Source organism: Pseudomonas caricapapayae (assembly GCF_001400735.1).
Lineage (GTDB): Bacteria > Pseudomonadota > Gammaproteobacteria > Pseudomonadales > Pseudomonadaceae > Aquipseudomonas > Aquipseudomonas caricapapayae.
In genome coordinates this window covers 80663-101646 of record NZ_LJPW01000108.1, presented here as the reverse complement: position 1 = coordinate 101646, position 20984 = coordinate 80663, and the positions used below count along the sequence as shown (strand labels likewise).

20 protein-coding genes and 4 tRNA genes are annotated in these 20984 nt (G+C 58.8%); 9 read left to right on the top strand and 15 right to left on the bottom strand.

Annotated features, from left to right (window positions below; translation table 11 throughout):
* Positions 1–24: 24 nt before the first annotated feature.
* Both ALO80_RS15700 and ALO80_RS15695 read right to left on the bottom strand, forming a co-directional pair.
* Positions 25–1017 (bottom strand): ABC transporter substrate-binding protein, encoded by a 993-nt coding sequence (locus ALO80_RS15700; RefSeq protein ID WP_174518957.1) that lies wholly within the window; start codon positions 1015–1017, stop codon positions 25–27.
* A gap of 104 nt (positions 1018–1121) precedes the next feature.
* On the bottom strand, positions 1122–2042 hold the full coding sequence (locus ALO80_RS15695; RefSeq protein ID WP_055009649.1) for a LysR family transcriptional regulator: 921 nt from the start codon (positions 2040–2042) through the stop codon (positions 1122–1124).
* Between the two features lie 187 nt (positions 2043–2229).
* On the opposite strand from ALO80_RS15695, the gene ALO80_RS15690 reads away from it, so the two are divergent.
* Positions 2230–2952 carry a pirin family protein gene (locus ALO80_RS15690; protein ID WP_055009648.1) on the top strand — a complete coding sequence of 241 codons (723 nt, stop codon included), beginning with the start codon at positions 2230–2232 and terminating at the stop codon, positions 2950–2952.
* A gap of 167 nt (positions 2953–3119) precedes the next feature.
* Entirely contained in the window at positions 3120–3548 is a 429-nt protein-coding gene (locus ALO80_RS15685) for a cupin domain-containing protein (protein ID WP_055009647.1), read from the top strand.
* An 84-nt stretch (positions 3549–3632) separates the two neighbouring features.
* Here the strand turns inward: ALO80_RS15685 and ALO80_RS15680 are convergent.
* From ALO80_RS15680 to ALO80_RS15665, 4 genes are all read right to left on the bottom strand, one after another.
* Positions 3633–3708, bottom strand: a tRNA-Gly gene (locus ALO80_RS15680).
* Between the two features lie 4 nt (positions 3709–3712).
* Positions 3713–3788 (bottom strand) — tRNA-Glu (locus ALO80_RS15675).
* A gap of 100 nt (positions 3789–3888) precedes the next feature.
* Positions 3889–3964: transfer RNA gene (locus ALO80_RS15670), tRNA-Gly, on the bottom strand.
* A gap of 2 nt (positions 3965–3966) precedes the next feature.
* A tRNA-Glu gene (locus ALO80_RS15665) sits at positions 3967–4042 on the bottom strand.
* Between the two features lie 294 nt (positions 4043–4336).
* Between ALO80_RS15665 and ALO80_RS15660 the strand changes: the two genes are divergently transcribed.
* Positions 4337–5095 (top strand): hypothetical protein, encoded by a 759-nt coding sequence (locus ALO80_RS15660; RefSeq protein WP_054986344.1) that lies wholly within the window; start codon positions 4337–4339, stop codon positions 5093–5095.
* Positions 5096–5149: 54 nt separating this feature from the next.
* On the opposite strand, the gene ALO80_RS15655 is transcribed toward ALO80_RS15660, so the two are convergent.
* Together ALO80_RS15655 and ALO80_RS15650 are read right to left on the bottom strand one after the other, a co-directional pair.
* Positions 5150–5632: a GAF domain-containing protein gene (locus ALO80_RS15655; RefSeq protein ID WP_055009646.1), complete on the bottom strand. Its 483-nt coding sequence runs from the start codon at positions 5630–5632 to the stop codon at positions 5150–5152.
* Positions 5629–6519: an ATP-binding protein gene (locus ALO80_RS15650; RefSeq protein WP_055009645.1), complete on the bottom strand. Its 891-nt coding sequence runs from the start codon at positions 6517–6519 to the stop codon at positions 5629–5631. Before ALO80_RS15650 ends, ALO80_RS15655 begins: the two co-directional genes overlap by 4 nt.
* Before the next feature lie 80 nt (positions 6520–6599).
* Between ALO80_RS15650 and ALO80_RS15645 the strand changes: the two genes are divergently transcribed.
* The gene (locus ALO80_RS15645; RefSeq protein ID WP_055009644.1) at positions 6600–8951 is read left to right on the top strand and encodes a hybrid sensor histidine kinase/response regulator; all 2352 of its coding nucleotides are present in this window, start codon (positions 6600–6602) and stop codon (positions 8949–8951) included.
* A 6-nt stretch (positions 8952–8957) separates the two neighbouring features.
* On the opposite strand, the gene ALO80_RS15640 is transcribed toward ALO80_RS15645, so the two are convergent.
* Both ALO80_RS15640 and msrB read right to left on the bottom strand, forming a co-directional pair.
* On the bottom strand, positions 8958–9443 hold the full coding sequence (locus ALO80_RS15640) for a glutathione peroxidase (RefSeq protein WP_054987911.1): 486 nt from the start codon (positions 9441–9443) through the stop codon (positions 8958–8960).
* Between the two features lie 151 nt (positions 9444–9594).
* Complete coding sequence (msrB, locus tag ALO80_RS15635; RefSeq protein ID WP_055009656.1) at positions 9595–9990, bottom strand: peptide-methionine (R)-S-oxide reductase MsrB; 396 nt, start codon at positions 9988–9990, stop codon at positions 9595–9597.
* Between the two features lie 190 nt (positions 9991–10180).
* Here msrB and ALO80_RS15630 point away from each other — a divergent pair, with 190 nt between their 5' ends.
* Entirely contained in the window at positions 10181–11392 is a 1212-nt protein-coding gene (locus tag ALO80_RS15630; RefSeq protein ID WP_054987914.1) for a pyridoxal phosphate-dependent aminotransferase, read from the top strand.
* A 264-nt stretch (positions 11393–11656) separates the two neighbouring features.
* Positions 11657–12544, top strand: a complete 888-nt coding sequence (gene htpX, locus ALO80_RS15625; protein WP_003369784.1) for a protease HtpX — start codon at positions 11657–11659, stop codon at positions 12542–12544.
* Positions 12545–12908: 364 nt separating this feature from the next.
* Here htpX and ALO80_RS15620 read toward each other — a convergent pair whose 3' ends face one another.
* On the bottom strand, positions 12909–13568 hold the full coding sequence (locus tag ALO80_RS15620) for a thiopurine S-methyltransferase (RefSeq protein ID WP_055009643.1): 660 nt from the start codon (positions 13566–13568) through the stop codon (positions 12909–12911).
* 101 nt (positions 13569–13669) lie between these two features.
* Here ALO80_RS15620 and ALO80_RS15615 point away from each other — a divergent pair, with 101 nt between their 5' ends.
* Complete coding sequence (locus ALO80_RS15615) at positions 13670–14437, top strand: DODA-type extradiol aromatic ring-opening family dioxygenase (protein WP_055009642.1); 768 nt, start codon at positions 13670–13672, stop codon at positions 14435–14437.
* 91 nt (positions 14438–14528) lie between these two features.
* On the opposite strand, the gene ALO80_RS15610 is transcribed toward ALO80_RS15615, so the two are convergent.
* Positions 14529–16235 (bottom strand): DEAD/DEAH box helicase, encoded by a 1707-nt coding sequence (locus tag ALO80_RS15610; protein WP_174518956.1) that lies wholly within the window; start codon positions 16233–16235, stop codon positions 14529–14531.
* A 421-nt stretch (positions 16236–16656) separates the two neighbouring features.
* Positions 16657–17418, bottom strand: coding sequence for a spermidine synthase (locus ALO80_RS15600; RefSeq protein ID WP_055009639.1), 762 nt, complete (start codon positions 17416–17418; stop codon positions 16657–16659).
* A 171-nt stretch (positions 17419–17589) separates the two neighbouring features.
* On the opposite strand from ALO80_RS15600, the gene ALO80_RS15595 reads away from it, so the two are divergent.
* The gene (locus ALO80_RS15595) at positions 17590–18936 is read left to right on the top strand and encodes a class II 3-deoxy-7-phosphoheptulonate synthase (protein ID WP_054987906.1); all 1347 of its coding nucleotides are present in this window, start codon (positions 17590–17592) and stop codon (positions 18934–18936) included.
* A gap of 30 nt (positions 18937–18966) precedes the next feature.
* Here ALO80_RS15595 and ALO80_RS15590 read toward each other — a convergent pair whose 3' ends face one another.
* Entirely contained in the window at positions 18967–19200 is a 234-nt protein-coding gene (locus tag ALO80_RS15590) for a DUF1127 domain-containing protein (protein WP_055009638.1), read from the bottom strand.
* 94 nt (positions 19201–19294) lie between these two features.
* On the opposite strand from ALO80_RS15590, the gene ALO80_RS15585 reads away from it, so the two are divergent.
* Positions 19295–20149 carry a LysR substrate-binding domain-containing protein gene (locus ALO80_RS15585; RefSeq protein ID WP_211372063.1) on the top strand — a complete coding sequence of 285 codons (855 nt, stop codon included), beginning with the start codon at positions 19295–19297 and terminating at the stop codon, positions 20147–20149.
* Here ALO80_RS15585 and ALO80_RS15580 read toward each other — a convergent pair.
* Positions 20139–20885 (bottom strand): sulfite exporter TauE/SafE family protein, encoded by a 747-nt coding sequence (locus tag ALO80_RS15580; RefSeq protein ID WP_055009636.1) that lies wholly within the window; start codon positions 20883–20885, stop codon positions 20139–20141. The genes ALO80_RS15585 and ALO80_RS15580 overlap by 11 nt on opposite strands.
* Between the last annotated feature and the right edge of the window lie 99 nt (positions 20886–20984).

Sequence of the window (20984 nt, the reverse complement as noted above, 5' to 3'; positions counted from 1 at the left end):
AAGGCTCCCGGACAAAACAGTCGTTCAGCGGGCGGCCTGCGTCTGGCTGTCCAGCACCGCATTGAACGATTCGTCGAATACGCTGGCAGCAGGATAACGCCTGGTCAGCCCTGCTTTGTTGAAAAAATCGATGGTCTGCTGTGCGCCGTCCACCACTTGCGGGGTAATCGGCACCACCACGACCTGAGCCCGGGAAAACCAGCGGCGCGCCACGTGTGCATCGGCCTTGGTCAGCGTGGCCCAGGCATTGGCATAGATTTCATTGTGCTGTGGATCACTGACCGACCAGGCGCGGGCAGCTTGCAGGCGTTGCAGGAAATCACTGATCTGCGCACGCTTGTCCTTGATCGCCTGATCGTTGGCAACAATGAAGCTTTGCGCAGGGATCAGCCCCTCGGCGGTCGCGATGATCCGTGCGCCCTGACGCTCCTGTTGAGTGATATAGGGCTCCCAGGTCGCAATGGCATCCACGGAGCCACCGTCCAGTGCATGGGAAGAGTCCAGTGCGCCAAGGTAGCGATAATCCACGGCATCGCGGGCGACACCCGCCTTGTCCAGCGCAGTCAGCATCAACTGCTGGCTGAACGATCCTTTCCAGATGGCGACCTTCTTGCCGGCCAGATCAGCGACGGTTTTGATCGGCGAATCCTTGCGCACCACAATCGCAACACCCTCGAGATTCTGCCGCGACACGCCGATCACTTTGATCGGAGCACCCAGCGCGCCCATGAACAGCGCGGGCGAATCACCCAGCAAGCCGATATCCAGACTGCCGGCATTCAATGCTTCTGCAACCGGAGAGCCTGCCGTGAACTGCTTCCATTCCAGCTCGTAGGGAAGATCCTTGAGTACACCGGCCGCTTCCATGACGGTCCGGGCGCTGTAACTCTGATCACCGACGATGAGATCGGCAGCCTGAGTATTCAGCGCGGCCACAAGGACAAGGGCCAGCCCCTTCAACAGGCGTCGGCTCCAGCGGATAATGATTGTCGGCACGGGCAGGGTCTCCAGAGGCATCGGACAGATCGACGTGATCGGCAATGACCCTACCACCCGGACGAAAATTAGCTAAATTCATTTTTGTTCTAGCCTAAGATGCAAAAAAATCATCTAAAGCCGCTTCAGTGATGACCTCGGCCTTGCGGATCATTGAGCTCGATACCTGACTCCAGGCGCTCACGCAGGAAATCGACGAAGGCCTGCACCGGGCGTGAGGCCTGTCGGTGCTGGGGGTAAACCGCCGACAACGTCAATGGCTCGGGCCGCAGGTCATCCAGCACTCGTACCAGACTGCCTTCGCGCAGCGCTGCGCCGACGATGAACGTCGGCAGATAAGTGATGCCCAGCCCGGCCATCGCCGAGTCTCTGAGCAGTTCTCCATTGTTGGCGCGCATCCGCCCGCTGACGTTCAGGGTCAATGGCTTGCCCTGCCACTGAAAACGCCATTGCGCCTGACGGCTGTGACCATAGGGCAGACAATCATGGGCATGCAGGTCGTCAGGTTTTTGCGGTGTGCCACGCTTGGCCAGGTAGGCCGGACTGGCGCAGTAGACCCGGTCGATCGACGCGATGCGTCGGGCAATCAGGCTGGAGTCTTCAAGCACCCCGATACGCAGAACCAGATCGTAGCCTTCACTGATCACATCCACCGCACGATCACTCAAGTCCACTTCCACTGCCACATCGCGATAGCGCTCCAGGAACAGTGGCAGCAGACACCCCAGATGCGCGACGGCAAACGACAGCGGCGCACTCAGGCGCAGGGTGCCACGCGGCTCGTTATTCTGCCCGGCAATCCCCTGCTCGACCTGCTCGACCTCGGCCAGCAGGCGCACGGCTGATTCGTAATAACTCTGACCCAAGGGCGTGACATCCAGACGTCGCGTAGAGCGGTTGAGCAGGCGCACGCCCAGCCGCGCCTCCAGTTGCATCAGGCGGCGACTGACAAATTGCTTGGACAGGCCCAGCTTGTCGGACGCCGCCGTGAAGCTGCCGGACTCCATGACCTGGCAGAAAATCCGCATGTCTTCAAAAGGGTTCATGGTCGTGGCCTGGATAAACGCAGAATGCTATGCGACAAAGCGTAACGCGTCAGTGCGCACTGTCAACCACAGCGAGACAGTCATTCGCCTTTCAAGGACTTATTGTGACAGTCGATAACCCGTAGTCTCTGTCTCACTTGATCGATTGCTGAATGTGCGGCGTCGATAGACGGATGGAGAAAGAATCATGCTGACTCTTCGCAAAGCTTCCGACCGCGGCGCAGCCAATCATGGCTGGCTGAAATCCTTTCACACCTTTTCCTTTGCCGGGTATCGCAATCCGCAGGAGCAGGGTTTTTCCGACCTGCTGGTGATCAACGACGATCGCGTGATTGCAGGCAAGGGGTTTGGCCAGCACCCACACCGCGACATGGAGATTTTCTCTTACGTGCTGGAAGGCGCTCTGGAGCACAAAGATACGCTGGGCACCGGTTCGGTGATTCGCCCTGGCGACGTGCAACTGATGAGTGCCGGCAGCGGTGTGGCGCACAGCGAGTTCAACCACTCGCCGTCCGAGGGCGTGCACTTTCTACAGATATGGATTGTGCCGAACGTTGCAGGCGCAACGCCGAACTACCAGCAAGAGCATTTCAGTGCCGAACAGAAGCGCGGTCGTTTACAACTGATCATTTCGCCGGAAGGCGAGAACGGTGCGCTCAAGGTGCGCCAGGACGCTCGGGTGTATGCCGGCCTGTTCGATGGCGATGAAGCCGCGACCCTGGAGCTGGCGGCCAACCGCTATGCCTACGTGCACGTTGCGCGTGGCAGTGTAGTGCTCAATGGCGAGCAACTGGGCGAAGGAGATGGGGTACGCGTGCGTAACGAACAGGCCATACGCCTGAGCGAGGGCGTTGACGCAGAAGTGCTGGTGTTTGATATGCGACCCAATGAACTGCCGCAAATGCCTTGATGCATCACACCAGACATCGAGAAAGGCATGGCGTTTCTTTCACTTGATCGACGCCAACACCTGCGCTATGCTCCCGCCCATCAGGCATATTGTTCGATATCCCCTGCCCTGATCGGGCAGCGGGCTCAGTGGACAAGTTCGTTCGAGCATCAGGCGAGGAGAAAACCGTGGCCAGTGATCAACTTGATTGTGTCCTTTTGAAACCCGCTCAGACCGCTCAAGGCAAACAGGGGCTGGATTATCAAGTCGGCATCTCTGCACAAAGTGCCGGTGCCCGGCATATCCATATGCAACTGCTGACGATCCCGCCAGGAGGCAAAGGCAAGGCACACAAGCATCAGGAGCATGAAACCGCTATTTATGCACTGCGTGGAGCGACAGGCTGCTGGTATGGAGAGTCGCTGGAAAAACATGCAATCGTAGAGGAAGGCGACTTCTTTTATATTCCGGCGGGCATGCCGCATGTGCCCTATAACCGCAGTAGCAAGCGAGAAGCAACGGTTCTGGTCGCACGTACCGATTCCAATGAACAGGAAAGCGTGACCTTGCTGCCGCAGCTCGACGAATTACTGGCGTCGAGACAGAACCCGGAATAAGCATAAGGGAAGAAAAAATCTTTATAGAGATGTCAAAACGCACAAACAAAAACGCCGCTCTGATGAGCGGCGTTTTTGTGAATTTGGAGCGGGAAACGAGACTCGAACTCGCGACCCCGACCTTGGCAAGGTCGTGCTCTACCAACTGAGCTATTCCCGCAATATGGCGTCCCCTAGGGGACTCGAACCCCTGTTACCGCCGTGAAAGGGCGGTGTCCTAGGCCACTAGACGAAGGGGACACTGCCTGAAACACAATGGTGTGTGTTTCAGTTCCAGACATCATCCGGAGATGTGTTCTGGTTTCACTCAACCCTGCCGTGAAGCAAAGCTGCTTAAAAATGGAGCGGGAAACGAGACTCGAACTCGCGACCCCGACCTTGGCAAGGTCGTGCTCTACCAACTGAGCTATTCCCGCAATGGCGTCCCCTAGGGGACTCGAACCCCTGTTACCGCCGTGAAAGGGCGGTGTCCTAGGCCACTAGACGAAGGGGACACACGTACAACATTCACTACTTATTTGCGCTACGCTGTGTGCTTTACGCTGTAAGTGGCGCGCATTCTATGGATGGTTTGGGGGGTCGTCAACCCCCATCTGAAAATTTATTGAAATCAATAACTTCGATGTCGTTCGGACGCCGACCGATTGTCGCCAATCGCTCGGCTGCCTAATCTATATAGAAGAGATGCCGACAAACTCCAGGAGGGACATCTATGCGCAGTAGTGCTTAGCCACTACACTCGCACTAAAACTAATTGAACAAATGAGGTTTGCACAGTGACTCCACTCATGATCACGCTGATGGTAGTAGCAGGTATCGCACTGCTTATCGCGATCGGCTACCTGAATCACGTCGCTGAAAACGGCAAACTGGAAAAGGCCCGTACCAAGGTTGAGCTCAGTGATCGCCTGCGTCGCTGCAGCGAGATCACCGAAGTATTTCCCGGCCAGTTGATGTCACCAGCCTTGAAGCTGCTGCTCACCCGCCTGGAACTCAACGTCGTCCAGCGCATGCTGAACCTGGACAAGGGCAACGCTCAGCTCAAGCACCGCATTGGCGAGCTGGAAGAACAGATCGGCAAAGGCGAGCGCATTGACGTGCCCAACCCGGTCACGCCGATTCAGACCGAAGCCAAGGCCAAGGACGTGCGCTTCCTGCTTGAAGCCCTGCATGGCCAGGTGACCCGCGCTGCGCATGATGGCTTCCTGCAAACCAGCGAAGCCAAACACTGGATCCGTGAGATCCGCACCATTCTGGTTACGCTGCACATCGAGTTTTTCAATAACCTCGGGCAGATGGCCCTCAGCCAGGACCAGCCCGGCCAGGCTCGCCTGGCGTTCGAACGCGGCGTACAGTATTTGCGCAATCAGCCGGACCCGGTGACTTATCAACAGCACTTGCTGGCGATGGAAAAACAACTGGCCCGCGCCAACTCGATGGTATTGACCAACACTGCGCCTTCCGAAGACGACGACAACGCGCTGACCGAAGGCTTGAAAGCAGACGAAACAGAATCCGAATGGAAGAAGAAAGTCATCTACGATTGATGACTCCACCGCCGCTGCCGGAACCAGGTTCCGGGCAGCGGCAGGCCGACCGGCTCAGCAGTCGGTCGATGCCAGAAAGATAGCGGCCAGACGTTCGATCCCCGCCTGATCCTCCTCCTTGAAACGCCCCACACTTGGACTGTCCAGGTCCAGCACGCCGATCAGATGGCCGTCCTTGACCAGCGGCACCACCAGCTCGCTGTTCGATGCGCTGTCGCAGGCGATGTGTCCGGGAAACTCATGAACATCCTGAACACGCTGGGTTTGCCGACTTTGCGCTGCGGCTCCGCAAACGCCTTTGCCGAAAGGAATGCGTACGCACGCTATCTGCCCTTGAAACGGCCCCAGCACCAGCTCTTCATCGCGATTGAGGTAAAAGCCAGCCCAGTTCAGGTCATCGATCTGCGTATAGAGAAACGCAGAGAACTGCGCGGCATTGGCGATGAAGTCGCGCTCATCGGCCAGCAACGACTCAAGCTGGGCGGCCAGCAGACTGTAGCCATCCAGGCCAGCGCCGGTAGTTTGCAAATCAATCATGTATGTTGCTCCAACAATTCAAGTCCTACCCAGTAACGTGCAAATTGAAAGGCACAGCGGCCATTGCGATTACCTCGCGCGGTCGCCCAGCGAATCGCGGCTTTTTCCAGGCTTTCGTCGCGCTGCCATTGCAAGCCGGCTTTGTCTGCCAGTTGCGTGATCCAGTGCTCGACCACGTTCAGATAATGTTCCTGAGTGAACGGGTAGAACGACAGCCACAGACCGAACCGGTCAGACAACGCGATCTTGTCTTCCACGGCCTCGCTGGGGTGCAATTCGCCGTCGACGTGCTTCCAGTCAACGTTATCGCTTTCCTTCTCGGGCACCAGATGACGGCGATTGGACGTCGCATACAGCAGCACGTTGTCAGGTGCCTGCTCCAGCGAACCGTCGAGCACACTTTTCAGCACGCGATAATCATCTTCACCCGACTCGAAGGACAGGTCATCGCAGAACAGCACGAAGCGCTGCGGCAGTGCGTGCAATTGCTCGACCACCCGAGGCAGGTCGCCCAGATGATCACGCTCGATCTCGATCAGGCGCAGACCGGCCGAGGCATATTCGGCCAGCAGAGCGCGAATCAAGGACGATTTGCCGGTGCCGCGCGAGCCCCAGAGCAACGCATGATTGGCTGGGAGGCCATCGATGAACTGGCGTGTATTGCGCCCTAGCTGATCGCGCTGCAGGTCGACACCGATCAGATCGGTCAGACGCGTATCCAGGCTCACCTGCAATGGCATCAGATAGCCGCTACGCCCCTCTTGCACCCAACGCGCGGCCAGCGCCTGCGACCAGTCGACCGGCTCGCGCAACGCTGGCAGCAACGGCTCCAGGCGTGCCAGCACGGCATCGGCGCGTTGCAAAAAAGCATCCAACCGAGAATCCACGGGATCTCCTTATATTTAACTGATTGGTCAGCAGTGCCTATCAGCTATGCTTGGCCAACCAGAAGTGGCAGTAAGTACTCATGGATATATCGCTCAAAAACAGGCTTTCGTTCAAGCAGGCGCGTCTTGCCGTACTGATCGGCTTCGCGCTGGGGACCCTGCTGAGCCTGTTCCAGATTGCGATCGATTATGCCAGCGAAGACGCGTCCATCAATCGCGAAATCAAGTCGCTGCTGGAAATCATTCAGAACCCGGCATCACGCATTGCCTACAACATCGACTCAGAGCTGGCTCAGGAGCTCACGCTCGGGCTGCTGCGTTCCCCTGCCGTGGTCAGTGCCAGACTGACCGATAACAATGACGCGGTGCTCTCCAGCGTCGACCGCCTCATGGCAACAGGACGTTATCGGATGCTCAGCGACTGGCTGTTCGGCGAGAGCCGACAGTTTCAGGAAAAACTGCACCTCAACCATCTGCCGGATGAAACCATCGGCACACTGTACCTGACCGTGGACACCTTCGCTTTCGGCAGCCATTTTCTGCAACGTGCCGAAATCACTCTGCTCAACGGCTTCGTTCGCAGTCTGGCACTGGCCGGTATTCTGACCATTCTGTTCTACGCCACCCTGACCAAGCCGCTGGTGAGGGTGATCCGCGAACTGAGCAGTCGCGATCCGCGCGATCCCGACCAAGGGAAAATAACCTGCCCGCCTTATCATGAACAGGATGAAATCGGCGTACTGGTCGCCACGTTCAATCGTCAGTTCGAAACCATGAGCAGCGAGTTTTCCAGACGGCGCATGGCCGAAGACCGACTGACCGAACATCTCAACGAGCTGGAAAATATCGTTTCGGCACGCACCAACGAGCTCAAGGCCAGCAACATACGCCTTCGTGAATCCAATGAGGAACTGCAGATAGCACGCAGTACGGCGCTGGACATGGCCCATGCGCGCTCGGCTTTTCTCGCGCACATGAGCCACGAAATCCGTACGCCGCTCAATGGCCTGCTGGGCATGCTGGCCCTGTCACTGGACAGCCCGCTCAGTGCCGAGCAACGCCAGCAACTGATGATCGCCCATGACTCGGGCAAGGTGCTGGTCGAGCTGCTCAACGATATTCTCGACATGTCCAAGTTCGATGCCGGTCACCTGGAAATCGAGCGCATTCCTTTCGACCTGGGAGTGCTCATCGAGGACACCGCCAACCTGCTCTCACAGAACGCAGCCCCCAGCGTGGAGCTGACTTGTCTGATTGCTCCGGACTTTCCGGCGATGGTCACCGGTGACCCGACCCGGGTGCGGCAGATCGTCAGCAACCTGCTGTCCAACGCACTCAAGTTCACCCGTTTCGGGCGTGTGGATGTGCGCCTGACTCACCATAAGGACGCCGACTCCGGAGAGAACCGGGTACGCATCGAAGTGCGCGACACCGGCATCGGCATTGCGCAGGACGCCCAGGCGAAAATCTTCCAGCCCTTCACTCAGGCAGAAACCGCCATCACTCGACAGTATGGCGGTACGGGGCTGGGCCTGGCGCTGACCAACAACCTTTGCGAAGCCATGAACGGCACGTTGAGTATCCAGTCGCAGTCCGGTTTCGGCAGCCAGTTCTGCGCTGATTTGCCGTTGCCGGTGCACGTGCCTGCGGTCACTCAGACCGCGCTCAGGGGCCGGGTTACCGTGGTCAGCTCGGCAGGCAGCGGACTGGTAGAACTTCTCGGCAGTCTGCTGCCGTCCTGGGGGGTCGATCTCAAGCGCCGCAGCATTGACGATCGCCCGGAGGATGTGGACCTCGACAGCAGCCCGGACCTGGTCATTACCGACTGCCCCGAATGCCTGTTTGCGATCCGCCCGAGCACACCGGTGCCGATCCTGCTGGTCACTGCCTACGGCAACTTCATGCCAGGCGAACAGGTTACCGCCCTCTCCCCTCTGCAACAGCAGGCCCGACCACTGGCCCGCAACGCGCTTTACCATACGCTGCGACGCGTACTGGGTCAGGAGGAAGCAGGCGTCAGGGACACCAGAGCGCCAGAGCAAACCGCTCAGCGTATGGCGCGGGTTTTATTGGTGGAGGACAACCCGGTCAATCAGCTGGTGGCCAAGGGCATACTTGGCAAGCTGGGATGCGAAGTGATTATCAGCAGCCATGGCGGCGAGGCTCTGGAACAACTGGAGCAAGGCCATTTCGATCTGGTGTTGATGGATTGCAACATGCCGGTCATGGACGGCTACGAAGCCAGCCGCCAGATCCGCAGCAGCGGCCGCTGGCCAAATCTGCCGATCGTAGCCCTTACGGCCAACGCCATGCCCGATGAGCGTGAGCGCTGCAAGGCAGCGGGCATGAACGACTATCTGGCCAAGCCGTTCCGCCGCGCCGAACTGGCCAGCATCCTGGATCAGTGGATCCCCCTCAATGGCGTCGGCTGAGCGGGCTCAGCGCAGCAGCGATTCAATTTCGCCGGTCAGTTCCTCGGGTTTGGTCAAAGGCGCAAAGCGCTTGACCAGCGTGCCATCCCTGCCAATCAGGAACTTGGTGAAATTCCACTTGATCCGCTCGGTCCCCAGCAGACCCGGGGCCTGCTGTTTTAGCCGAACGAACAAAGGGTGAGCATTGGCACCGTTCACATCGATCTTCTTGAACAGCGGGAAGCTGACCCCGTAGTTAAGCTCGCAGAACCCGGAGATCGCGCCCTCGTCACCCGGTTCCTGCTTGCCGAACTGGTTGCAAGGGAAACCCAGCACCACCAGCCCTTTATCCCTATAGTCCAGCCAGAGCTTTTCCAGGCCCTGGTACTGAGGCGTGAATCCGCATTTGCTGGCCGTATTGACCACCAGTACCGCCTTGCCAGCGTAATCGGCGAGGGTTTTCTGTTCTCCCTTGATCGTAGTGACCGGGATACTCAGCAGGTTTTCGCTCATCAAGGATGGCCTCGAGTTCAAGGTGCAGTGGCGGGATGGGAACATGAGCACTGACGTTAGCGTGAGACGGAACGCGGCGCACGCGGATTGCCGGTATTGATACGGATAGATAAGCCCCGCAACCGTTGCATGCCGCGGTGCCGCATCGCCCTCAGGCGCGTGGTACCAGGTCCAGGCAGACCGAATTGATGCAATAACGCAGCCCGGTCGGCGGCGGACCATCGGGAAACACATGGCCCAGGTGCGCATCACATTTGGCGCAGACCACTTCAGTACGAATCATACCGTGGCTCATATCGCGAACCTCGACCACCGCACTGCCCTCGAGCGGCGCATAGAAACTCGGCCAGCCGCACCCGGAATCAAACTTGGTAGTGGAATCGAACAGCGGCTCATTGCAGCAGATACAGTGATAGACGCCCGCGGTCTTTGTATCGTTGTACTTGCCGGAAAACGGCCGCTCGGTCCCTTTCAGGCGACAAACGTTGTACTGCGCCGGGTCGAGCATCTCTTTCCACTCTTCAAGCGTTTTCTGCAACTTGTCCACAGGTACACCTCCGAATTCGAAAAACCCCGATCTGTACCTTTTCCACAGATCAGGTGGCACGTATGATTGCGCCAGGTCAGACGTCAGTCTGGCACCCGCGTTTGTCGCATACAAACCCATTTTCATGGCGAACGTGCTGCGACCTTCATTGCAAGCCGGCAACAGCTCGTCCATTTTCGGGATCATCACCATGCAGTTCAACAAATCGAACAAGCTCGCAAACGTCTGTTATGACATTCGCGGGCCGGTGCTCAAGCACGCCAAACGCCTGGAAGAGGAAGGCCACCGCATCCTCAAGCTGAATATCGGCAACCCGGCACCGTTTGGTTTCGAGGCGCCGGACGAAATCCTGCAGGACGTGATCCGTAACCTGCCGACTGCGCAAGGCTACAGCGACTCCAAGGGCCTGTTCAGCGCCCGTAAAGCCGTCATGCAGTATTACCAGCAGAAGCAGGTGGAAGGCGTCGGCATCGAAGACATCTATCTGGGCAACGGTGTTTCCGAGCTTATCGTGATGTCGATGCAGGCGCTGCTCAACAACGGCGACGAAGTGCTGGTCCCGGCACCCGACTATCCACTATGGACGGCGGCCGTGGCGCTGTCCGGCGGCAGCCCGGTGCATTACCTGTGCGACGAACAGGCCAACTGGTGGCCGGACCTGGAAGACATCAAGGCCAAAATCACCCCGAATACCAAAGCCATGGTGATCATCAACCCGAACAACCCGACTGGTGCGGTGTATTCCCGCGAGGTACTGCTGGGCATGCTGGAGCTGGCTCGCCAGCATAATCTGGTGGTGTTCTCCGACGAGATCTACGACAAGATCCTCTACGACGACGCCGTGCATGTCTGCACCGCCTCGCTGGCCCCGGACCTGCTGTGCCTGACCTTCAACGGCCTGTCCAAGTCGTATCGGGTCGCAGGCTTCCGTTCAGGCTGGATCGCCATTTCCGGGCCAAAACATAACGCACAGAGCTACATCGAAGGCCTCGACATTCTGGCCAACATGCGCCTGTGTGCCAACGTGCCGAGCCAGCATGCTATCCAGACCGCCCTGGGCGGCTATCAGAGTATCAACGATCTGATCCTGCCCCCAGGCCGCCTGCTGGAACAGCGCAACCGCACCTGGGAGCTGCTCAACGATATTCCCGGTGTCAGTTGCGTCAAACCCATGGGCGCGCTGTATGCGTTTCCGCGCATTGACCCGAAGGTCTGCCCGATCTTCAACGACGAGAAGTTTGTCCTCGACCTGCTGCTTTCCGAAAAACTGCTGGTAGTTCAGGGCACTGCGTTCAACTGGCCGCACCCTGACCACTTCCGCGTCGTGACCCTGCCACGGGTTGACGAGCTGGAACAGGCCATTGGCCGTATCGGCAACTTTTTGAAGGGTTATCGTCAGTAACCAGACCCAGCCGCTCGCTCTGCCTCCCTGCCCCGACCTGTTCGGGGCAGTTTATTTGTGCCCTGCCGAAACAGCGTATCCGCCCCGCCCACATCCCTTCAGGCATCGACCACTCTGGCTCAGGCGCCGTTCAGCCTGGCGGGATTAACATTGATTGCGACAAGAGGACACAGTTTGAAATAGTCCCCCTGTTGAATAGCAGCGGGCATCCCCTTATATACCCGGCATCGAGTTACATATTTACCTGAGGAGAACGTTTCGACCATGATGCGCATTTTGCTGTTTTTGGCCACTAACCTTGCGGTCGTGCTGATTGCCAGCATCACCCTGAGCCTTTTCGGCTTCAATGGGTTCATGGCGGCCAACGGGGTTGATCTGAACCTCAATCAGCTGCTGGTTTTCTGCGCTGTGTTCGGTTTCGCGGGCTCGCTGTTTTCGCTGTTCATCTCCAAGTGGATGGCGAAAATGAGCACCGGTACTCAGATCATCAGTCAGCCTCGTACCCGCCATGAGCAATGGTTGCTGCAGACCGTTGAACAACTGTCCCGCGATGCGGGCATAAAAATGCCGGAAGTCGGTATTTTTCCGGCCTATGAAGCCAACGCGTTCGCCACGGGCTGGAACAAGAACGATGCGCTGGTTGCGGTAAGCCAGGGCTTGCTCGAGCGGTTCTCGCCCGATGAGGTGAAGGCCGTGCTGGCGCACGAAATCGGCCACGTTGCCAACGGCGACATGGTCACACTGGCGCTGGTGCAGGGTGTGGTGAACACCTTCGTGATGTTCTTCGCCCGCATCATCGGTAATTTCGTCGACAAGGTGATCTTCAAGACCGAGAACGGCCAGGGTATCGCCTACTACATCACGACGATCTTTGCCGAGCTGGTGCTGGGCTTTCTGGCCAGCGCGATCGTCATGTGGTTCTCGCGCAAACGTGAATTCCGCGCTGACGACGCCGGTGCCCGTCTGGCCGGTACAGGTGCAATGATCGGGGCGCTGCAACGCTTGCGCTCCGAACAGGGCGTACCGGTGAACATGCCTGACAGCCTGACCGCCTTCGGCATCAACGCCGGACTCAAGAAAGGCCTTGCAGGCCTGTTCATGAGCCATCCGCCGCTGGAGCAACGCATCGAGGCGCTGCGCCGCCGCGGTTGAATCACAAGGATCATCGTCCCCGGGCTCCGCGCGGGGGCGCAGTCCTGGACGCTGGCTATCCTTGCCAGGTGAAAAGAGGTTCGACTCCGGCCACCTTTTCGCCCTTCCGCGACTTACTTTGATGGGGCACTCCGTTTTCGGCCCGACTTCGTCGGGCCATGAATGGCACGGTGCGGCGATCCCCCGGATCAGCGCCAGGACTCAGCCGTTACTCAAGTCGCACTCTGCGTGATCAGTGCCCTCGCGATAAAAAAGCGCGTTAACGTGCACTGACCTGGGACAAGGCATGACGTTGTGCTGCCTCCCCAAATCGACTCAACGCACAGCAACGCAAGTGAGAGTCGGGAGTCTTGTGTTCTCAGAGTTACAGGCGGCGCTCCAACACATACACGTGCTCATCCATACGCTCCAATCCGGCCTTCAACGCCTTGGGACTGCTGTGCAACGCGTCCTGCCCGCCAACTTTCCTTACCTCCCAGTCTTCTGACATGACCCTCTGCAGCCATGTGTACGGCACGGAAAATGGCGGGCCTTCGAGCAGGTGCTGATCGTATTCCAGGGTGATCAGCAAGCCGCTGCACGTCTGCGGCATCAGCGCTTCAAGCTGCTGCACATAGCGTTCACGCATATCCACCGGCAAGGCGATCATGGCGGCGCGGTCGTAAAAAGCCGCACAATGGCCAATGTCGCGCATTGTCAACGCAAAGAAATCACCGCACCAGATCTCAATACCCGGCGCAGAATAGACGTTGAAGTCGCCCTGCGCAGTAATATCCGGCTGCACGCCACGCTCACTGAAATAGCCCTCGACCGCCGCCCTGGACAGCTCGACACCCACCACGTGGCAGCCCTGCCCGATCAGCCAGTTCATGTCCTCGCTCTTCCCACATAACGGCACTAGAACACCCGCCCCTGTGGCAACCTTCAGCAGCGACCAGTATTGCTGCAGGTCCTGATTGACCTGCGACTGATGAAAACCAATCTGCCCGGCACTCCAGCGTTGCAGCCAAAAATCAGCCTGCATGAAACCTCCCGAAAATCCGATAAAAAAGCACCAGAACTTATATTAGATTTAGATCATAGAAATGACCGACTATGAGTCATCCCTTTATTCTGGAGCTTTGAATGTTCCCCAGCCTGTTTATTTCCCATGGCTCGCCCATGCTTGCGCTGGAGCCCGGCAAAAGTGGCCCCGCTCTCAGGCAACTGGCTGCCAGCCTGCCAAGGCCGCGCGCCATCGTGATGGTCTCTGCTCACTGGGAAAGCCATGAACTCACCATCAACAGCAATCCGCAGCCCGAAACATGGCATGATTTCGGCGGTTTTGCGGCTGAACTCTTTGCGGTGCAATACCCGGCGCAAGGCCTGCCGGAACTGTCCCGGACAATAGTCGAGTTACTGGCCGTCAGCGGCCTGCCTACACGCGTCGATAGCAGACGACCGTTCGATCATGGCGTCTGGGTGCCACTGTCGCTGATGTACCCGGACGCCGATATTCCGGTGGTGCAGGTTTCGCTGCCAAGCCGCCAAGGGCCCGAGTTACAGACACACGTAGGGCGCGCACTGGCCAGCCTGCGTGAACAGGGAGTGCTGATTGTCGGCTCCGGCAGTATCACGCACAACCTGTACGATCTGGACTGGAATGCCGGACCCGAAAGGGTCGAGCCCTGGGCCGTCGAGTTTCGTGACTGGATGATCGACAAGCTGCGCAACAACGATGAGTCCGCCCTGCACCGCTACCGCACTCTTGCGCCGCATGCGGTACGAGCACACCCGAGTGACGAACACCTGCTGCCGCTGTATTTCGCAAGGGGCGCGGGTGGTGCCTTCAGCATTGCCCATCAAGGCTTCACCATGGGCGCGCTCGGGATGGACATCTATCGGTTCGACTGACGCAGAAAAACGCCCGCCTGCCTGAATACAGCGCAAAAAAATCCCCGAACCAGTCGGGGATTTTTTATTGACCCATCAGCTCAATGGCTGATCAGTCTTCGCGATAGCGACGCAGCTTTAGCTGCTTGCCGGCGACACGGGTGTCCTTGAGCTTGGTCAGCAGACGCTCAAGACCATCTTCCGGCAACTCGACCAGGCTGAAGCTGTCACGCACCTGGATCCGGCCGATCGCTTCGCGGGCCAGGCCGCCTTCGTTGAGAATGGCACCGAGCAGGTTCTTGGCGGCGATACCGTCACGCGCACCCAGCGCGGTACGGCAACGAGCACGACCTTCGGCCAATGGAACCGACGCACGACGCTCACGCTCAGGACGATCACCACGGTCGCTGCTGCGCTCTGGACGATCACCGCGCGGAGCGTTGTTCGGAACCAGTGGACGCTCGCGCTCGATAGCCGCCAGAGTCAGCGCCTGACCGTTGGTAGCCTTGCGCAGCAATGCAGCAGCAAGGGCACGAGGGCTGCAACCGATGTCGGCAGTCAGACGATCCAGCAGATCACCATGAGTCGATTCGGCATCAGCGACCAGCGGCGACAGGCTGTTGGTCAGTTTCTTGATGCGCGCATCCAGAACGGCCTGGGCATCCGGCAGTCGGACTTCCGCAACTTTCTGGCCGGTCACCCGCTCGATCACTTGCAGCATGCGGCGCTCGCGAGGAGTTACCAGCAGCAGTGCGCGCCCTTCGCGACCTGCACGGCCGGTACGGCCGATACGGTGAACGTAGGACTCAGGATCGTAAGGCATGTCCACGTTGAAAACGTGGGTGATACGCGGAACGTCAAGACCGCGGGCAGCAACGTCAGTCGCCACAACGATGTCCAGACGGCCATCCTTGAGGGAGTCGATAACGCGCTCGCGCTGGTTCTGGGCGATGTCGCCGTTCAGTGCGGCAGCCTTGTAGCCTTTGGCTTCCAGGGCGCTTGCCAGATCCAGGGTCGCCTGCTTGGTGCGGACGAACATGATCAGGGCGTCGAAGTCTTCGACTTCCAGCAGGCTCAGAACAGCCGAGGTCTTCTGGTCAGCGTGAACCAGCAGGTGAGCCTGCTCGATCGCGGTAACGGTCTGGGTCTTGGTCTGGATCTTGACGTGCTTCGGATCGCGCAGATGGCGCTCGGCGATGGCACGGATCGACTGCGGCAGTGTGGCCGAGAACAGTACGGTCTGGCGGGTTTCAGGCATCGCCTTGAAGATGACTTCAAGGTCGTCCATGAAGCCCAGCTTGAGCATTTCGTCTGCTTCGTCGAGAACCAGATGGTTCACGGTTGCCAGGACTTTCTCGTCGCGACGCAAGTGGTCGCAGAGACGGCCAGGAGTTGCGACGACGATCTGTGCGCCGTTGCGGATGGCCTTGAGCTGCGGGCCCATCGGCGCGCCGCCGTAGACCGCTACAACGGTCACGCCCGGCATTTGTTTGGCGTAGGTCTCGAACGCGGTGGCAACCTGAAGTGCCAGTTCGCGGGTCGGGGCCAGGATCAGTGCTTGCGGCTCGCGCTTGCTCGGGTCGATACGATGCAGGATAGGCAGTGCGAACGCAGCGGTTTTACCCGTACCGGTTTGCGCCTGACCAATCATGTCGTGACCGGCGAGAATAATCGGGATCGATTGCTGCTGGATGGCCGAAGGCTCTTCGTAGCCGGTGGCGACAACTGCTGCAACGATATTTGGATGAAGTTCGAGAGCGGCGAAGCCGCCGATTTCCTGGGTCATGGGTCTGCCTCTAGTGCATCCGCAAAGACCCATGCTTCAAAGCTGCGCGTGCCGTGTACGACCTTGAGGTCACCCTGGCTGCTTTGTCGGCGGGGATTTGCGAAAACGTTGGATGAATGGATCGTCCAGGCTAGTCCGCTGTGCGAACAAGCAACCGAAGCTGGCTTCGGGGAACTGCAATACCTTGACGAGGGCCGTGTTAAGGCCGGCGCGCACTATACCGGAATTACGCACCTTAGTGAGTCTTTTTTTACGAAACGTTGCGCCATTCTTGAGCAGCAGCAGGCCCTGAGCCCGGGCAGAAGGCTGCCTGATCAGAGCGCGGGCCCGAGATTGCGGGCGTTGCCGCTTAAACGTTTAACCTGTTGATGCCGACGAACGATATTCCGACCCTCAGGGTGTGGCGAATTGTCTCACCCTGTTTTCAGAACAGAGGGTGCACGGTCGGGCCTGCTCAGGTCGCAGAACGAATCGTTCTGATCAACGGCTCCAGCGAATACCCCAGATGAGGCGCAAGCGTCCTGGCACGCGAATTCAATGCCTCGATATTCAGTGTCTGATCCAGATCGGATGGCACGATCAGAATGACGTTGCCCTCCTTCACAGGCAGCTCCCAATAATGGCGGTGGTACAAACCCCGCAGCAAGGCAGCACCCAGCGGCTTGCCGTCATCGGTGGCCCACTGATTGATGATCAGCCAGCCACCGGGATTCAGACGTTCCTGACACCCCTGCAGGAAATTCCAGGCCAGATGCCCGACACCCGGCCCGACATCGGTGTACAGGTCGACAAAAATCAGGTCGGCGGGCTCGGCGCTGTCCAGCAACTCCAGCGCATCGCCGATCCGTATATACAGGCGCGGATCGTCATCGAGGCCCATGAACTCCATGGCCAGACGCGGGACATCCGGACGCAGCTCAATGACTTCCACGTCTTCCAGTGGCAGGAACTTCATACAGGCCTGGGTCAGCGTACCGGCTCCCAGCCCCAGAAACAGCGCACTCTCCGGCACCTCATGACACAGTGCGCCGATCAGCATCGCCCGCGTGTAGTCGTACTCCAGCCAGCTCGGATCCGCCGTGAAGGTACAGCTCTGCTCGATTGCCTCGCCAAACTCCAGAAAGCGGTAATCTTCCACCTCCAGCACGCGAATCATGCCGAAGTCGTCATGGACCTCAGCCAGAATCCGCTCTACCCGCTCACGCTCTTCCGTCATCACCGTTCCTGGTCATCGTTGCGCCGGGCGCAAAATGCGAATTGTCGGGCAAGCGTACGGCTTTGTCACACGTTGTAGGCCGTAAAGCCGTTCCAATGTTCTGCGCTACACTGGCAGAGCAACTGCGAACTGCTAACATGCCGACCCGACTGCATAACCCTAGAGCCAATAATGAGCCAACCCTGGAGCCCCGACAGCTGGCGGGCACTGCCGATCCAGCAGCAACCACACTATCCCGACGCCGAGCATTTGCGGAAGGTCGAGCAGACCCTGGCCAGCTATCCGCCGCTGGTGTTTGCCGGCGAAGCCCGGGAGTTGCGCCGCCAGTTTGCCGAAGTGACTCAGGGTCGCGCTTTCCTGTTGCAGGGCGGCGACTGCGCAGAAAGCTTCATGGAGTTTTCCGCCGCCAAGATTCGCGACACCTTCAAGGTGCTGCTGCAGATGGCGATCGTGATGACCTTCGCCGCCGGTTGCCCGGTGGTGAAAGTCGGGCGCATGGCCGGCCAATTTGCCAAGCCACGTTCGGCCAATGACGAAACCATCGACGGCGTGACCTTTCCGGCGTACCGCGGCGACATCGTCAACGGCATCGGTTTCGATGAGAAAAGCCGAGTGCCGGACCCGCAACGCCTGCTCCAGGCCTATAACCAGTCCACTGCCACCCTGAACCTGCTGCGCGCTTTCGCACAGGGCGGATTCGCCGATCTGCATCAGGTGCACAAGTGGAATCTGGACTTCATTGCCAACTCGGCGCTGGCCGACAAATACAGCCAACTGGCGGGACGCATCGATGAAACCCTGGCGTTCATGCGCGCCTGCGGTATGGACAGTTCGCCGCAATTGCGCGAAACCAGCTTTTTCACTGCCCACGAGGCATTGCTGCTCAACTACGAAGAAGCCTTCGTGCGGCGCGACAGTCTGACCCATGATTATTACGATTGCTCGGCGCACATGCTGTGGATCGGTGACCGTACCCGGCAACTCGATGGCGCACATGTCGAATTCTTGCGCGGGGTCAACAACCCGATAGGCGTCAAGGTCGGGCCGAGCATGAACACCGACGACCTGATTCGTCTGATCGACATTCTCAATCCGGACAACGATCCGGGACGCCTGAACCTGATAGCCCGCATGGGGGCCGACAAGGTCGGTGATCATTTGCCACAGTTGATCCGCGCCGTCGAACGCGAGGGTCGCAACGTGCTGTGGAGCTCCGACCCGATGCACGGCAATACCATCAAGGCCAGCAGTGGCTACAAGACCCGCGATTTTGCGCAGATCCTTGGTGAAGTGAAGCAGTTTTTCCAGGTGCATCAGGCAGAGGGCACTTACGCAGGGGGCATCCATATCGAAATGACCGGGCAGAACGTCACCGAATGCATCGGCGGCGCCCGTCCGATCACCGAAGACGGTCTTTCGGATCGCTATCACACGCACTGCGACCCACGCATGAACGCCGATCAGTCGCTGGAACTGGCCTTCCTGATTGCCGAGACACTCAAGCAGGTCAGGCGCTGAATCGACCTACATCACTCATGCGCTGATCCGTCAGCGCTTGAGTGGATCGTCCCAGAACGGCCGTTCGGTCTCTTCCAGGATGTCTGCACGACTCAAGCCCATATCTTTCAATGCCGCATCGCTCATCTGCGCCAGATAACGGCGCTGGCGATGCAGCTCCAGCCAACGCCGCATGCGACGCGTCCACGCAACCAGCCTGCCACCGAGCCGAGCTTGCCAGGCAGGGACCGCTACCAATACATAACCTTTTTGACCTTTCATCATCTTGCCCTCCAGACGGGATGACTGAAGTCTCACCCCTGGCATAAGATCAATCCAACGAATGTTTCTTATGCAGTCCATCTGGGAGATTGATGTATTGGCCAGCTATCCGAGCATCGATACCGAGCTGCTTCGCACCTTCGTGGCGATTGCCGACCACGGTGGTTTCACCCGCGCAGGTGAGGCCGTCAACCGCACACAGTCGGCGGTCAGCATGCAGATGAAACGCCTGGAAGAAGATGTCGTGCAGCGCCCGCTGTTTCAGCGGGAAGGCCGGGTTTTGAACCTGACTGCAGAGGGTCAGGTACTGCTCGGCTACGCGCGACGCATTCTCAAGCTGCACAGCGAGGTATTCAACACGCTGCGCGAACCGCACATGGTCGGCGTGGTGAAAATCGGTTCCCCGGACGATTACGTGATGCGCTTCCTGCCCGGCATTCTGGCGCAGTTCGCGCAGGCCTATCCGCTGGTTCAGGTGGAAGTGCATTGCGAGCCTTCGGACCTTCTGCTGCAACGCCAGGATCTTGATCTGACCATTGTGACGCGCAAGCCCGGCACCGAGATCGGCACACTGCTGCGTCATGAACGTCTGGTGTGGATGGAGGCCATCGGCTTTGCACCCCATGAGCGAACGCCTGTCCCGCTGGCGATGTTCAATACGCATTGCTTCTGCCGCGACTGGGCCTGCAATGCTCTGGACAGCGTCGAGCGTGATTACCGTATCGCCTACAGCAGCTCCAGCATGGCGGCAATCACCGCAGTGGTCAGCGCAGGCCTGGCAGTCACCGCACAGTTTCAAAGCCTGATCACAGCGGATTTGCGCATCCTCGGCGAGGCCGAACAATTGCCCGAGCTGCCAACGGCCAGCATCGTGCTGCTGCGCAATCCGAAAACCACCTCGCCCATCACCGAGTGCATGGCCGATTACATCATCGACGGCTTCAAACCTTGAGCGCGAGGATCACCGCACAGAACACCAGAAACACGCAGAACATCAGGCGCAGCGTTCGCTCCGGCAACGAGTGCGCCAGTCTGACGCCCCAACTGATACTGGCCAGCCCGCCGATGGCCAGTGGAACGCCCATCGACCAGTTGACGTGGTCGTGCAACGCATAGGTAACCAGCGTGATCCCGGTGCTCGGCGCTGCAAGCGACAGCGCCAACCCTTGGGCCACAACCTGTGTAGCGCCAAACACGCTGGTAAGGATCGGCGTTGCAACCACCCCGCCGCCTACACCGAACAGACCGCCGGTCACGCCGGAGCCGACGCCAAGCAGCCACAACCACTTTTCATGGCGCAAGCCGCCAGCAGCCTGATTGCTGCGCCAGTACATCTGCGCGACATTGAATACCGTCAGGACCACCAGAAAACCGACAAAACCCAAGCGCATGCCTTGAGGGTCGATGCGCACCGCCAGCAATGACGTCAGCCAGGCAAACATAAAACTGGGAACGATCAACATCAGCGCATTGCGCAGCAAAATCCGGTTGCGCTGGTTGTAGCGCCACAAGGCGAGCAACACGTTAGGCAGCACCATCAACAACGCCGTCCCTTGTGCCAATTGCTGATCCAGACCGAACAGCACCCCCAGCGCGGGAATTGCCACAAGACCACCACCGATTCCGAACAGTCCCCCGAGGGTGCCCATTGCCGCACCCAGTAACACAAACATCACAATTTCAATCACACTACATCCCCACCCGGTCAATGGCCAAATGCTACGCAGTCCTGCGCGCAACCAACACCCGGTGATCCCGTTTTTTTCGCGCACGACGCGCGATGCCAG

Bases quoted from the DNA above. Each gene is read 5' to 3' on its own strand.
- ALO80_RS15640 (WP_054987911.1), bottom strand. From the start codon at position 9,443: ATGAGCGAAAACCTGCTGAGTATCCCGGTCACTACGATCAAGGGAGAA.
- ALO80_RS15615 (WP_055009642.1), top strand. From the start codon at position 13,670: ATGTTCCCCAGCCTGTTTATTTCCCATGGCTCGCCCATGCTTGCGCTG.
- htpX (WP_003369784.1), top strand. From the start codon at position 11,657: ATGATGCGCATTTTGCTGTTTTTGGCCACTAACCTTGCGGTCGTGCTG.
- ALO80_RS15695 (WP_055009649.1), bottom strand. From the start codon at position 2,042: ATGAACCCTTTTGAAGACATGCGGATTTTCTGCCAGGTCATGGAGTCC.
- ALO80_RS15620 (WP_055009643.1), bottom strand. From the start codon at position 13,568: ATGCAGGCTGATTTTTGGCTGCAACGCTGGAGTGCCGGGCAGATTGGT.
- ALO80_RS15590 (WP_055009638.1), bottom strand. From the start codon at position 19,200: ATGATGAAAGGTCAAAAAGGTTATGTATTGGTAGCGGTCCCTGCCTGG.
- ALO80_RS15630 (WP_054987914.1), top strand. From the start codon at position 10,181: ATGCAGTTCAACAAATCGAACAAGCTCGCAAACGTCTGTTATGACATT.
- ALO80_RS15610 (WP_174518956.1), bottom strand. From the start codon at position 16,235: ATGGGTCTTTGCGGATGCACTAGAGGCAGACCCATGACCCAGGAAATC.
- ALO80_RS15655 (WP_055009646.1), bottom strand. From the start codon at position 5,632: ATGATTGATTTGCAAACTACCGGCGCTGGCCTGGATGGCTACAGTCTG.
- ALO80_RS15690 (WP_055009648.1), top strand. From the start codon at position 2,230: ATGCTGACTCTTCGCAAAGCTTCCGACCGCGGCGCAGCCAATCATGGC.
- ALO80_RS15700 (WP_174518957.1), bottom strand. From the start codon at position 1,017: ATGCCTCTGGAGACCCTGCCCGTGCCGACAATCATTATCCGCTGGAGC.
- ALO80_RS15660 (WP_054986344.1), top strand. From the start codon at position 4,337: ATGATCACGCTGATGGTAGTAGCAGGTATCGCACTGCTTATCGCGATC.
- ALO80_RS15595 (WP_054987906.1), top strand. From the start codon at position 17,590: ATGAGCCAACCCTGGAGCCCCGACAGCTGGCGGGCACTGCCGATCCAG.
- ALO80_RS15600 (WP_055009639.1), bottom strand. From the start codon at position 17,418: ATGACGGAAGAGCGTGAGCGGGTAGAGCGGATTCTGGCTGAGGTCCAT.
- ALO80_RS15645 (WP_055009644.1), top strand. From the start codon at position 6,600: ATGGATATATCGCTCAAAAACAGGCTTTCGTTCAAGCAGGCGCGTCTT.